The following is a 14081-nucleotide window of genomic DNA, read 5'->3' on the forward strand; positions in this document are numbered from 1 at the left end:
GATGTACGAGTATGTATTAAAAACAAATCAGCTATCCAAAAAGTTCAAGGGCCATACAGCGCTGGACAAAGTCAATTTGTCAATCCGTAAAGGCTCTATTTATGGTTTTATTGGACAAAATGGAGCCGGAAAATCAACATTAATCCGGATTGTGACCGGACTTGCTTTTCCGACTCAGGGGACGATCGAGCTGTTCGGAGCCAGTGAAGAGCAAGCCCTGATCCAGGCTCGTAAGCGAATCGGCTCGATTATCGAGAGTCCCGCTTTATTCCCCCATATGACTGCGAGTGAAAATTTAGAAGCAAACCGGATTCTACGTGGTATTCCCGGCAAAGATTGTGTTCCTAGAATGCTAGAGCAAGTTGGACTGCAGGGCGCCGGAAAGAAGAAAGCCAAAAATTTCTCACTTGGAATGAAGCAGCGGTTAGGTCTTGCCATCGCCTTACTGGGAGATCCAGAATTTCTGATTCTGGACGAGCCAACTAATGGGTTGGATCCGATGGGTGTCGTCGAAATGCGCGAACTGCTCAAGCGACTAAACCGTGAGCTAGGCATTACGATAATGATCTCAAGTCATATTCTAAGTGAGCTGCATTTAATGGCAAGTCATTATGGCATTATTCACCACGGTCAGTTGCTTGAACAACTCACTGCGGAGGAATTAAACGAGAAATGTCAGCAGTATTTATTTATCAAAGTGGATGATCCGGGCAAGGCAACAGCCGTCATTCAGAACGAGCTGGGTACGGCCGATTTCGAAGTGATGCAGGATGGAACCATCAAGTTGTATAGCCGTATTGAGCAGCCAGGCAAAGTATCAACTGCTTTATTCTCTGCGGGCCTCGAGATCGAGAAGTTTATGCCTATGGGTGAAGACTTGGAAAGTTATTTTACAAAGCGGATTGGGGGGAACCCAAATGTATAATCTGATCAGAGTGGAGTTTTTCAAGCTCCGAAAGAATAGATCATTTTGGACTTTTCTATTGGCACTTTCCGTCCTCTCGCTTGCGTACCCTTTGCTATATTATTTTGATCATCGTTCCAATGGGGAACCTCAGATCACCGGCGCTGAATTTCTGACTACCTTTATTTCAAGCAATGCCTACATTATTAAATTCGGCGTAGCCATTCTGGCTGGATTCTTTATCTCTAACGAATATTCCACAGGGGTCATGAAGACGATCGCCTCTTCGGGCAACACCAGAGGCCGGCTGTTCGCAGCAAAACTAATCGTATTCGCAGTTGGAGCCATGGCGATTTCGCTCGTCTTTCCTATTGTCAGCACAGTCGAAGTCACGCTGCTTTCGGGCTTCGGTCATCTGCCGGAAGGAAGCACTACACTTTTCATACCGCGAGCCCTCGGGCTAACGTTATTGTACACGGCTGGTTACGCAGCCATTGGGGCGCTGTTCACCGTAATCCTAACCGACAGCGGCAAAACTATCGGCTTCTCAATGATTTTCTTCCTTATGATCGATACGGTTTTGGCTAGTATAGGTTCGAAGATCTCTTTCTTTAGTAATTTGTACGATTATTCCATCTTCAAACGGGTGAGCGATATCGGTAAGCTCAGTATCGACAGTGGAGATTGGCCAGCACTTCTACTCGTGCCGTTGTTGACAATAGCCGTTTCCGGGGTACTCGGTATTCTCGTATTCCACCGAAAAGAAATCAAATAGCAAATGGGGGGTGCAGGAGAGTGTTGCTTATTCTGACAATCATATTGTTTGCGGCAGGAGCTCTCCTGCTTTTCCATTTTTTAATGTTAAGGCGAGAACTAGGGCGGATAACAGAGCAATTGCATACCTACAACGAGCGAGCATCCGGTAAAAAAATTGATGTGGCTCTATTCGACCAGAAGCTTGAGGCGCTTGCGGGACAAATCAATCGTCAATCTGATTTAATCGTCGAAGCGGAAGCCCAGCGAAAACGTGTCGAACAAGAATTCCGTCAGGCTGTGGCGAATATTTCACATGATATCCGTACACCCCTCACCTCCATCTTCGGTTATATTCAACTGTTGGAGGATGAGTCTATTACCCCTGATGAAAAGCTTGAATATGTTGCCATCGTTAAAAATCGGACGAAACGGCTGCAGGCGCTGCTGAATGATTTTTTTGAGCTTTCCTTGATCGAATCGCTAGATTATCCTCTACATACGGAAAAGCTTGGGATGACGGCCCTGCTCTCGGAAATTCTGGTCGGATTTTACGATTCTTTCAACGAACGCAATATTACACCGGATATACGGCTACCTGAAGAAAATGTATCCGTATACGCCGATGAATCCGCTGTGCGGAGAGTTGTCGAGAATTTACTTGTCAATACGGTCAAACACGCGACCGGGTATGTAGAAATCCATTTCGAACGACGGCGGGAAACAGCTGACTTAACGATAGTAAACGATGCGAAGGAACTAGTCGGAAGCGATGTTAACCTCTTATTTGACCGATTCTATACCGCAGACCGTACCCGATCTTCTCAAGCTTCCGGGCTGGGTCTCTCCATCGCCAAAAGTCTAATGAATAAAATGGGTGGCACGCTGACAGCCGAACTGGAGGGTGAGAAGCTGATAATGACCTGCCGTTGGAAACTAGGCGATGCTGGCATTAGCTTGGCTACTTAATTCATTTTATAGTTGGTCTAGACTAACCATTGTTCTAACCCGTTTATGGAAGGTAGCTCATTCCCGATAGCCAATGGCCTTCAGGTTTTTCCGGACTTCTTCGAACTGATCTCCCACCCGTTCAGGTTCATGGTTCTGAACAAAACTTTATCGAGAAATTATTCAATAAAAGGGTCTCTGAATTTACGAAGCAACCTCCCGGCTATGAATTATATTTAAAAACACTTATGTTTAAGCTGCTTATTTATACTTATCGCCACCAGGAAGCTCGTGCCTTGTTAATCAATACTGCCTTTAAAGTAGCCAAGATAGCTGAAAATTTTGGATTTGATAATATGACTCACTTTGGTCGGGTATTTAAGGAAATCACCGGGCTTTCTCCACTAAAATACCGCCAGACTTATAAGATAGAAAGTCCATGATGTATCTACGAAAAAGGAGCAGCTGCAATCTTTTTTATTACAATATCTAAACCAAAAAGACTCCTCTATTTATATAGAAGAGTCTTTTTTTTTGTTACGACAGGCTAACGGATTATGTTTAAAATCTAACTCAGCAAGTTTAGGCTTGCTTCTTCAAGCGAGGGTATAAGAAATTTATAATCGATTGGTGATGACATCACGATCAGAATCGTGTAAGTACCGTATTTGTCACATTGATTTCCGAACTCCTCGAGGGCTCGTGTAGAGTTGGTTACTACCTTCAATAAGTAGTTGTGTTCCCCACTTATACGGTAACATTCGACGACATCAGGACTTGAGCGACAGAAATCAAGGAATGCATTACAATCCCTAGAATGAAATAACATGTAGGCAGCTGCTTGTTTCCCAATCTTTTCAGGAGAAATTATGGTGCGATATTCGCTGATGATGCCTTTTTCCTCCATACGCCTAACTCTCTCCGTAACCGCAGGTTGCGATAAACCGACACATTTCCCCAGCTCTGTCATAGAAATTCTTGCTTGATTTTGAAGATGGAAAAGAATTTGCTTATCAACATGGTCCATCAAAATCGCCTCCTTTAAATTTAAGGTTTTCTATATTAACTAGATTGTAATTAACCGTTATAAAGCTAATTTAGCTTAGTTGCCTTATGTAATCAAGATAACTTGTTATATATAATAACCCTACAATAGTAAAGTGTTCTTGACTTTAACTATTCCGAAGGGATGAAGACCGTTGAGTATATTGGATTCAAATAAAATAATTACAGAATGTTTATCAGGTCGCATCGATAGAGTAATCGATCGAACCCTCGCTGACAAGCGCTTGGTCGGTGCTGTCATTAAAGTGGCGATAGATGGGGAACTGGTTTATAGCCGTGCTGCCGGTTTTGCCGACCGCGAGCTAGGCCGACTTATGCGAGAAGATGCCTTATTCCGGCTCGCTTCAGTTACTAAACCTATCGTTTCAACGGCAGCCCTAGTATTAGTTGCGCAAGGTCGTCTACAACTGGACGACCGCGTTGATCGTTGGCTTCCAGAGTTTCAGCCGCGTTTGCAGAATGGCGAGTTCGCTTCCTTGACGATTCGTCATTTGATGACGCACACCGCGGGCCTGTCTTACCGATTTTTCCAAGAAGAGAAGGGTTCCTATCAGTCAGCAGGGGTATCAGATGGTATGGATCAGTCCGGCATCACATTGGAAGAGAACCTGCGCCGTCTTGCCTCTGTCCCCCTCCTTTATACGCCAGGTACCGAGTGGAAATATTCCATCGCGACAGATGTGCTGGGAGCAGTAATTGCAAAGGTCACAGAAACACCGCTCAGTGAGGCTGTACATTCACTCGTGACCAAGCCGCTTGGCATGAGCGACACGGGTTTTATTGCAGTCGATCGAGAACGGCTGGCCACTTCCTATGCCAATGATACTCCAGAGCCACGGCCCTTACTTGATCCTGACAGTATTGCCTTTGTGGAGGGAACGGCTGGGTTCCTGCTTGCCCCTAGCCGAGCACTTGACACTACTGCCTATCCTTCTGGAGGAGCTGGCATGGTCGGCAGCGCCGGAGATTTTTTGCAACTGCTGGAAACATTACGTAAGGGCGGAGCGCCGCTGCTACCGGAGTCACTGGTTCACGATATGACGACCAACCAGATCGATGATCTGCCAATGGCCTTCTGGCCAGGACGAGGCTTTGGCCTAGGCATCACGGTACTAAAGGATCCTGTCGCCACAGACACTCCAGAATCTCCGGGTACTTGGCGCATGGGGGGTACTTATGGTCATTCGTGGTTCGTAGATCCCAAGCAACGCCTCAGTGTCGTCGCTTTCACTAATACCGCATTGGAAGGCATGTCGGGTCAGTTTACTGTAGACCTTTGTGATGCCATTTATGATAGACGTAATAAATAGAGCATGAACACAAGAAGCCTGGGTCCGGAATGAACCAGCCTAGGCTCTCTGTCCAGTAGACCCTATTCGTCGTCTATATCATTGAGTTTGCTAAAATTATATAAGAGAGGGGCTTCTCTATGAGCCAAAACACATCTTCTGCCACACAAAGTGCCCCCAGCACTCCCTCTTCTGAACGTCTGCCATGGGCTGGATTACTCGCCTTAGCTATGACGGGGTTTATCTGTATTCTTACCGAAACGATTCCGGCAGGCTTGTTGCTCCAAATAGGTGAGGGGCTTGGTGTCTCCGAGGCCCTTGCCGGTCAACTTGTCACTTTGTATGCTCTTGGTTCCCTGTTGGCCGCGATTCCCTTAACTACCGTGACGCGTGGATGGCGGCGGCGACCACTGCTACTAATGTGCATCCTTGGTTTTCTCATATTCAACACCGTCACCACTTTTTCTTCCAATTATATACTTACGCTAACAGCTCGGTTCTTCGCCGGCGTATCCGCTGGAGTCTTATGGGGCATGATAGCAGGTTACGCCCGGCGCATGGTGCCGGAGTCACTCAAGGGACGAGCAATGGCGGTAGCGATGGTTGGCACACCTCTCGCTCTGGCACTCGGTGTCCCTGCTGGAACCCTTCTTGGCACCCTTGTAGGCTGGCGCTCTATCTTCGGGTTCATGTCGCTATTAGCTCTCATGCTGATCGCTTGGGTATTTTGGAAGCTACCGGACTATCCAGGAGAAGCCCCTGAAAAACGGCTCCCTCTCTACAAGGTTTTTGTTATTCCGGGGGTACGGCCGGTATTGTTTGTCGTTCTGGTATGGGTACTAGCACACAACATCTTGTATACCTATATTGCCCCCTATCTTACTCAGGCCGGGCTAACCCAGCGGGTTGACTTGGTGTTGCTTGTTTTCGGCATTACAGCGCTTGTTGGCATCTGGGTCATCGGTATTTTGATCGACCGCAAACTGCGTCCATTGGTTCTGATCAGCCTAGCTGCTTTTGCCTTGTCATCCATTGTACTAGGCATTAGTAGCAGCCAGCCCATAGTGATCTATTTAGTGGTTGGTGTATGGGGGTTGACGTTCGGAGGAGCAGCTACTTTGCTACAGACAGCCGTTGCCGAAACCGCTGGCGAAAGTGCAGATGTGGCCCAATCGATGCTGGTGACGGCATGGAACCTAGCTATTGGCGGTGGCGGAGTGATAGGCGGAATTCTTATTGAAACACTTGGTGTCCGCTCCTTCCCGTGGGTAATGTTTATACTATTGATTCTTGCGCTGCTAGTAGCGTGGCGCGCTAAAGATTACGGATTTCCTTCAAGGAAACGTTGAGGCACACCTATCGAGTTAATGGGTAAGTGTCCAGACAAGAAATTTACACAAATAAGGCCAGTGGTGCATATTAGATAGGACTAATATGTGCCACTGGCTTACTTCTACTTAGTAGCCAATGTATTAAATTCTTGCAGATCCTTGGCTAAATCTTCTTCCGTGTATTTCCCTTGGCCGAAACCGATCATTGCCCGCAGCGGCATATATTTCATCATCGCCATGTACATTTCCGGGTTATCGTCCATCGCACCTTCTAAGCCAAAAACACTGCTGAATTTCTTCACTTTTTCCGCTGTCCGTGGATTATCCAGCAAATCACCAATAGTACTATTCCGATGATAACGCATCGTAAGCGGATTGGTCGATTCCACTCCGATACAAGTTGTCAGACGAATATCCCGCGATGATGAGCCAATAGCAATTTCAAAATTTCCACTTTCCACATGCCAATCACCAATGTTAACGTTGTAATAAGCAAAGGAGCGTTTATCTAACTCAAAGGTTACCTCCTGCTCTTCTTCAGGCTGAAGCTCTAGCTTCTTGAAGCCTTTTAGTTCCTTCAGTGGACGGATCACGCTGCTCTCCACATCACTAACATAGAGCTGAACGATTTCTTTTCCTGCGCGAGTGCCCGTATTTTTAACAGTAGCCTTAACCTGAATAGTCTCGGTGTCCTTTATGCTGCTCTTGGAAATTGTTAAATGACTGTATTGAAACTCTGTGTAGCTGAGACCAAAGCCGAAAGGAAACAGCGGTTTTATCTCTTTTTTATCATAATAACGATAACCTACGAACAAACCTTCCTTATACTCTACCTTATCCCCTTCCCCCGGGAAATTAAGAAAGGATGGATTGTCGCTCAGCTTCATGGGGAATGTCTCTGCCAGTTTACCGCTTGGGCTGACCTCTCCAAACAATAAATCTGCTACGGCACCCCCAAACGCCTGCCCACCTAGATAACCCTCAAGGACTCCTTTTGTTTTATCAATCCAAGGCATCTCTACAGGTGAGCCATTACTGAGTACAACAACGATATTACTCTGCACCTCAGCTACCACATCGATCAGCGCTTTATGGCTCTCTGGAAGAGACAAGTGGCTGCGATCATAACCCTCTGACTCATAATTATCCGGCAGTCCAAGGAACAACACCGCTACATCACCTTTTGCCGCTGTTTCTCGTGCCTCTTGCAGCAAAACCTCATTAATCTCATCATGCTCCAGTTCATATCCTTGGGCATATAGCAGCTCAGCAGACCCCGCAAGACCTCTCATCTCTTCAAAAGCATCATCCAATTGAGTTGGATTCACATGCGAGCTTCCCCCACCTTGATAACGCGGATTTTTAGCAAATTCCCCAATGATCGCAATAGTACCTTGTTTAGATAAGGGTAGAACTTCCTCCTCATTTCTAAGAAGCACCATGCTTTCCCGCGCCACTTTCCGTGCCAGTTGGTGATGCTCTTCAGCATTAAATGAAGTATTATCTTTACGATTGTCTACCGCCTTAAAAATAAAAGTGAGCAGCCGCTCCACCGCAAGGTCTAACGTTTCTTCAGCTAGTTCCCCACCTTGCACCGCTGCGACAATCTTGGCATCGCCAAGTCCTCCCGTTGACGGCATTTCCAGCTCCAGCCCTGCTTGCAGCGCCTTCACTCGCTCATTGACCGCACCCCAATCCGAAACTACAAATCCTTCGAAACCCCATTCATCTCTAAGAATCCGCGTTAGAAGCGTTTCACTCTCAGAAGCGTATTCACCGTTAACCCGGTTGTAAGAACACATTACGCTCCAAGGTTGACTGTACTTAACTGCACCTTCAAAGCTAGCCAGATAAATCTCCCGCAGCGTCCGTTCATCAATAACCGCATCTACCGACATTCTCCGGTGTTCCTGATTATTGGCGGCAAAATGCTTAAGCGAGGTGCCGACTCCTTCGCTTTGCACACCTTTGATATGGTTCCCCCCCATCTCCGCAGAAAGATAAGGGTCTTCCGAGAAATATTCAAAGTTACGACCGTTCAGTGGAGAGCGTTTAATATTCGTCCCCGGTCCCAACAGAACAGCAACGTTTTCTGCCTGGCACTCCTTACCAAGCGCCTTCCCCACTCGCTCAATTAGTTCCCGATCCCACGAAGAAGCCAACCCTGCTGCTGAAGGAAAACAAGTTGCGGGAACACTGTTATGAAGCCCGAGGTGATCGGCACTCTCTTTTTGCTTGCGTAAACCATGGGGTCCGTCCGTTACCATCAAAGAAGGGATTCCGAGTCGTTCAATCCCCTTGGTATGCCAGAAATCAAGCCCTGAACAGAGTCCCGCTTTCTCCTCAAGGGTCAATTGTGATATGAGTTCATGAATTTTGGTTTTCATAAAAATGCCTCCTCTGAATGTATACTATCCCCATTTTAATATACTTCATGCTTGATTTATGGCATTATTATTGTGTTTTTGGTATTCTTGTTAGGTGAGGAGGTCATAACATGTTAGATCATTTGGAGGATAAGGAAAGAGTCCAATATATCTGTAAAGTGATGTATGAGTCACAGCAAATTCCCGTGTTCCTGCTCGACGCCACTCGGGAAATTGAATTTGCTATGCCTTCCTCCTTCGAGTGCGCCCCTTGGGTTCATAACCTTAATGAGCCACTTTCTGAAATTACTAAATCTTTTAATCGTGAGAACAACTCTAATGGCAATGGACCGACTTGTACTGTACCAATCGTTCGTACCACAAATTTTCTAGAGAATTACATCATTCTCCATTTACCCTCAGACAACAGTAACGAGGGAAGCATTGTGATTGGCCCTTCATTGTATGCTCAACCTACGGAGGATAATGTGGCAAGTCTGATGCGTGATCATGAAGTTCCGCTTAAGTTTCAGGAGCAATGGCTTAACTATTACCGCAGCCTGACCGTGTTAAATAAAATGAGACTATACCATACCGCTATGCTGCTATACTCGCTCGTTACTGGAAAAACCTTGACCCTTAGCGAACTACTGCTGGACTCCCGCATTCTTGCCTATAAACAACTGCCCTCAGGCAGTTTGGATTTGGATATTTCTTATCGCCGTGAGAATACGTGGCTGCACCACGAGCCCATGCTAGAAAAAAATCTCTTTCACTATGTCAAAAAAGGCAATAAAACTGAGCTGCTACGCGTTCAAGCTTCGTTCTCCGAAGAGAGTTACGGGCTTCTCTCTAAAAGGAGCCAATTACGTAACAAAAAGAATCTGGCAATCTCTTGTATTACACTCGCTACACGTGCAGCTATAGATGGAGGGCTGTACTGGGAAATTTCTTATACCCTAAGCGACTTTCATATCCAGCATATCGAAGAACTAAAAGATATTCCCGCTGTAGATCATGCCGTTCTTAATGCCCTTTGCGATTTCGCAGACCATGTCAAAGAGAGCCGGATGGCGAAACTGTCGCGCACCGTGGCTCTCTGTCAGAACTATATTTTCAATCACCTATATGAGGAACTTTCCTTAGATAGACTGGCTGAGGTTGCAGGATTAAATAGAAGTTATCTCTCCCTATTATTTAAGAAGGAGACCGGCATCACCATCAGCGATTTTATTCAATTGGAGCGGATTGAAGAGGCAAAACGACTAATAGAAGTACCAGAGATAAGCTTATCGGACATCGCCTCACGCCTACATTTTAATGATCAGAGCTACTTTACCAAAGTGTTTAAGAAATATACCGGAATCACCCCTAAACAATTTAGAACAAACAGGGAAAACACACTTTAAGAAAAGTAGACACAACAAAAATTCTAAATGGATATGAAAATAGCAGCTGACATCACAGCTCTGTGATTGCTGCAAGAACAGTATTGTTGAAGTAATCAACATACATATTTTTAAATGGCTTCTGGTGATCCAGTTCTACGGATAAATGAACCGTCACTGTCTGATAAATCGGATCCACGCAGAGGAAAGGACCTGCCGCCCCCCAGTGTGAATAGGCATCTGCAGAGAGCAGATCTCCGCCGTCACGCTTCGTGCCATTAATCGCCCATCCGTACCCCCAGTACGCTTCAGGGAAAACTTCGTCTCTATATTGTGAGGATACGCCCGGAATTTGATTGCGGGTCATTTCTTTTACTGTTACCGGACTAAGCAATCGTACTCCGTTATAAATTCCGCCGTTAAGGAACATCTGGCCAAAAACAGCCAAATCCATAGCCGTTGAGTAAGCCCCGCCCCCCGCAGATACAGAATTCAAATTGTATTCGCTGTCTACCCATTCCGCGCATGCTGCCTCAGGGGCACGTCTAACTACTCTGTTCCGCACTTCCATTGGCACACGATAATATGTATTTTCCATTCCAAGCGGTTTAAATATGGTTTCCTTTACGAATACATCATAAGCTTGTCCACTAACTCGCCGTATAATTTCACCCAACAGCTCATAACCATATCCACAGTAAGACATCACAGTACCTGGCTCGTGGCTTAGTGGTGCATCATAACCGCCATTAACCTCAATTCCAGAGGTATGTGTCAACAAATGATGTACGCATACTTTTGTTTTGTTCTCCCCTGTAAATTCGGGGATGTAATCAGAAACCGGCCTATTTAGGCCCACTTTCCCTTGTTCCACTAACATCATAATAGCGGTTGCAGTAAATAGTTTTGTGATGGAACAGAGTGGAAATATAGCATCCGCTGTTAAATCTGCTGCGTCTGCTTCAGGTCCGAATTTTCCATTCGCTTGATGGACCAGCAGCGTCCCCTTTCTCGCAGCAACAATAACTTGCGCAGGTGTGATATTGTCTTCAACCATTTGTGCGGCGGCTGTACGAATACGCTCCACACCAAAAGCCGAGACACCCGCCTGTTCTAAAGAATTAAATACTAACCCTCTCATCGGTAGCCCCCCAATATGATTCATTTAATACATATATAAACTATTATACAAATATATTAAATAATCCTGCTAGCTTACTATTATCCTGTGACTGAATTGTTGAGTTTCTATTAACTATTTGCTAAAAAAACTAAAGCTGAACCCGGTTTTTCCCGAAAATCAGCTTCAGCTTAGTTTTTGCTAAGTTACCGCTACCTTAAAAGCATCTACATTAATTGTTGTCCCGTTGATGGATAATGTGGCATTGTAATAACCCCGATCACCATTTGTTTTGCATTTATATTCCCCAGAACATCCGCATACGAAAAATTTAGTTTTGTTGTAACCGGGATATATATTACTAAGCTTTCGGTAAAACAGATGTCCATGATGCGTAAAAATAGCTAACACCTTATCTCTCACTTTTGTAGGAATGGATGAAAAAAACTTATTCGTCTCCGATGCGCTTAATACATGGGTTGGGTCCACCGTAATCCCACTTACTTTGAGGGGCCAATGAAAATCTATAATATAATAAAAACTATCATCTAAATTTCTCAACAAATTTATACTACCCGGAGTAAACCGTCCAAGCGCACAATTAAGCCATACATACTTGACCTTCCCCTGCGTACCCGGAAAATTCATTTGACCTTCAACAGCACCTAAATATTGTGTGAATAAGGACTGTGTGCTTGCCTCCCAATTTCCTATAGATGCTTTATAAGGAATACTCCCAAGCGTGCTTGTTACCGTATCCTTGAAGTCCTTGTAGTAAGCATTCGCATTATTTCCATGATTAGCTCCCGCTTGCGTATTATCTCCTCCAAAAATAACAAATCTCTTATTCCCGTTATTCACAGCTTTAGGCAAAAGATTACTAAAAATGCTTGAGCTGTTTCCATACCCCACATGACTATCACCAATAACCGCAAAGTTAATGATTTGCGCTTTTGCTTTAAGAATTAAACTACGTTTAGGCTGCAGTCTGGAGGCAGGTCTTCTTTTCCTACTAGGTTTCACCTGTCTTTTCATCTTAGATTCACCTCTTTTAAAATGGATGAAGGATCATAGTAGTATTTATATTCGCTTGACCTTAGGGACTCTTGGACCAATGGATTCATCTAGGAGATTAGTTTCTCTTCTACTTTGTGGTCATTTATGCGGCTTGTCCCAAACGAGAGATGTTATAATTAGTCCCATAGAAGTGAAGAATATAATACCATTCATAGAATTATAGGTAACGGAGGCTTAAGATTTGAATAACGTAGTCCCAGAATGGGCGGAGTCCCATTTCCCTTTATATACCGCTGATAGTATTCAGTCGATGTATGGAACCTCAAATCTGCCAAGACTTCAGATTCATGAGCATTCAACCGTCCTACTAGCTATTGCTGCTGGTAAGGGTATGCTTGAGGTCAATCATCAGACTTATGAGCTAATGGAAGGCATTGTCGTCCTTCTCCCCGAGAATACTTACGCCTCTCTAATTACAAATCGCCAGCAGCCGCTACATGCTTATAAGCTTTCAATCCGGATTCAAGAACAGACACGAGCACTGCCCTCCAGTGCTATGACGCGGACAAGCCAACTGACATCCAATTCAAATATGCTGTTGTTTCCTCATGAACCAGCCATTGTATCTAATATGAAGGAATTGTATCTTCACCGGTTGCCAGATCGTGAAATACGTCATGTGCAGAACCAGATCCTGTTCCATCAGATCCTTCTTCAATTGCTGGAGCAGCAGGAAACAAGATTTGAAGTGAGTGAGCAGCCCTCAATGGAACGCAGTATCACATACTTAGAGAATCACTTCAGTGAAAAAATATCACGTGAGCAATTAGCTGCAATTGCGGGTGTGAGCGGTTCACATTATTCAACGCTATTTAAACAATTTACGGGCTTTACCCCTAATGAATATCTGTCCAGGTTAAGAGTTCACAGAGCGAAGGAACTACTGCTTAATAGTTCAAGCACACTAAGAGAAATTGCTTTAAAGGTGGGCTACAAGGATGAGTTCTATCTTAGTCGGCGCTTTAAGCAGCAGACCGGCGCATCTCCTTCAGGCTATAATCTTATCCCTTTCCAACGTGTAGCGGTGATGCTCACTCCCTATGCCAGTCATTTGCTGCTGCTTGGCCTGGAACCTGCAGTTACCATTTCAGAGAGCAGCGAGTATTTAAATCTTTCTGACCAGGAACCACCACAGTCTATGAAATTCATCCATACGAACAGCTCGGCTGAGCAGATAAAAGCGTTATTACTGGAAGCAAACATTGAATTGCTTATTGCAGCCACACAACATCTGGAAGAATTCGGCTTGAACGCTGAGCAGCTGCGGGCGGTCGCTCCTATTGTTGAAATCTCTTGGCAGGAACTAGGATGGAAAGACCACTTGCGCTTGATCGGCCGTGCCATTCACCGTAGCGAACGTGCTGAGCAGTGGCTGGACGATTTTGAACAAGAGGAGCTGGAAGCTCGGGCCGTGGTGCAGCAAAGCGCGGTGGCTAACGAGATTGTAACCCTTCTGGTCATTAAACCAGATGGACTACTCGTATACGGGGCAAGAAATGTTGGGTATGTGATCTATCAATCGCTAGGTCTCAAGGCTCCTGCCTTGATTGAGGATCAAATAAATAAACTCGGCGACCAGTTTCATTCCCTTGTGATTGACGTCTCTGAGCTGGAGGCTTATGCCGGTGACCGATTGTTAGTCACTGTATTTCCAGACGCAAAAGGCTCCACTGCACACAGTGAAGAAATCTTCCACTCCTCTTATTGGAACCAACTTTCTGCTGTGCAGAACAAGAAGATCCATCTGCTTAATCTGGATGAATGGGTGCCTTATAATCCAGTTTCCATTCGTTTGCAGCTTGGACGTGCGGTTGCATTATTCGAAGGCCAATAATAGTCC

The 14081-nt window shown here is 45.2% G+C and carries 12 protein-coding genes; 8 read left to right on the top strand and 4 right to left on the bottom strand.

Translation table 11 applies throughout. The features are described from left to right. Position 1: 1 nt before the first annotated feature. The 4 genes from MKY14_RS19625 (at position 2) to MKY14_RS19640 (ending at position 3048) form a co-directional block, all read left to right on the top strand. Entirely contained in the window at positions 2 to 925 is a 924-nt protein-coding gene (locus MKY14_RS19625; RefSeq protein WP_076279587.1) for an ABC transporter ATP-binding protein, read from the top strand. Beyond that, positions 918 to 1679, top strand: a complete 762-nt coding sequence (locus MKY14_RS19630) for an ABC transporter permease (protein WP_076279586.1) — start codon at positions 918 to 920, stop codon at positions 1677 to 1679. Before MKY14_RS19625 ends, MKY14_RS19630 begins: the two co-directional genes overlap by 8 nt. Positions 1680 to 1699: 20 nt before the next feature. Beyond that, on the top strand, positions 1700 to 2626 hold the full coding sequence (locus tag MKY14_RS19635) for a sensor histidine kinase (protein WP_339247276.1): 927 nt from the start codon (positions 1700 to 1702) through the stop codon (positions 2624 to 2626). A 227-nt stretch (positions 2627 to 2853) separates the two neighbouring features. Next, positions 2854 to 3048 carry a helix-turn-helix domain-containing protein gene (locus tag MKY14_RS19640; RefSeq protein WP_076279585.1) on the top strand — a complete coding sequence of 65 codons (195 nt, stop codon included), beginning with the start codon at positions 2854 to 2856 and terminating at the stop codon, positions 3046 to 3048. 125 nt (positions 3049 to 3173) lie between these two features. Here the strand turns inward: MKY14_RS19640 and MKY14_RS19645 are convergent, their stop codons facing one another. After that, positions 3174 to 3632 (bottom strand): Lrp/AsnC family transcriptional regulator, encoded by a 459-nt coding sequence (locus tag MKY14_RS19645; protein ID WP_340012110.1) that lies wholly within the window; start codon positions 3630 to 3632, stop codon positions 3174 to 3176. Between the two features lie 172 nt (positions 3633 to 3804). On the opposite strand from MKY14_RS19645, the gene MKY14_RS19650 reads away from it, so the two are divergent. Both MKY14_RS19650 and MKY14_RS19655 read left to right on the top strand, forming a co-directional pair. Further along, a complete protein-coding gene (locus MKY14_RS19650) occupies positions 3805 to 4980 on the top strand; it encodes a serine hydrolase domain-containing protein (RefSeq protein ID WP_340977151.1) in 1176 nt (391 codons plus the stop codon). A 119-nt stretch (positions 4981 to 5099) separates the two neighbouring features. Further along, positions 5100 to 6308 carry an MFS transporter gene (locus MKY14_RS19655; protein WP_076279583.1) on the top strand — a complete coding sequence of 403 codons (1209 nt, stop codon included), beginning with the start codon at positions 5100 to 5102 and terminating at the stop codon, positions 6306 to 6308. A gap of 104 nt (positions 6309 to 6412) precedes the next feature. Here the strand turns inward: MKY14_RS19655 and MKY14_RS19660 are convergent, their stop codons facing one another. Further along, complete coding sequence (locus MKY14_RS19660; protein WP_076308003.1) at positions 6413 to 8677, bottom strand: glycoside hydrolase family 3 C-terminal domain-containing protein; 2265 nt, start codon at positions 8675 to 8677, stop codon at positions 6413 to 6415. Positions 8678 to 8787: 110 nt separating this feature from the next. On the opposite strand from MKY14_RS19660, the gene MKY14_RS19665 reads away from it, so the two are divergent. Further along, entirely contained in the window at positions 8788 to 10065 is a 1278-nt protein-coding gene (locus MKY14_RS19665) for a helix-turn-helix transcriptional regulator (RefSeq protein ID WP_076279581.1), read from the top strand. Between the two features lie 52 nt (positions 10066 to 10117). Here the strand turns inward: MKY14_RS19665 and MKY14_RS19670 are convergent, their stop codons facing one another. Both MKY14_RS19670 and MKY14_RS19675 read right to left on the bottom strand, forming a co-directional pair. Beyond that, positions 10118 to 11185, bottom strand: coding sequence for a serine hydrolase domain-containing protein (locus MKY14_RS19670; protein WP_076193439.1), 1068 nt, complete (start codon positions 11183 to 11185; stop codon positions 10118 to 10120). Positions 11186 to 11365: 180 nt separating this feature from the next. After that, positions 11366 to 12199 (bottom strand): metallophosphoesterase family protein, encoded by an 834-nt coding sequence (locus MKY14_RS19675; RefSeq protein WP_076279580.1) that lies wholly within the window; start codon positions 12197 to 12199, stop codon positions 11366 to 11368. A gap of 223 nt (positions 12200 to 12422) precedes the next feature. Between MKY14_RS19675 and MKY14_RS19680 the strand changes: the two genes are divergently transcribed. Continuing rightward, positions 12423 to 14075, top strand: coding sequence for a helix-turn-helix domain-containing protein (locus tag MKY14_RS19680; protein WP_076279579.1), 1653 nt, complete (start codon positions 12423 to 12425; stop codon positions 14073 to 14075). Positions 14076 to 14081: the final 6 nt, after the last annotated feature.

Source organism: Paenibacillus sp. FSL R5-0887 (assembly GCF_038002305.1).
Classification (GTDB): Bacteria; Bacillota; Bacilli; order Paenibacillales; family Paenibacillaceae; genus Paenibacillus_AQ; species Paenibacillus_AQ odorifer.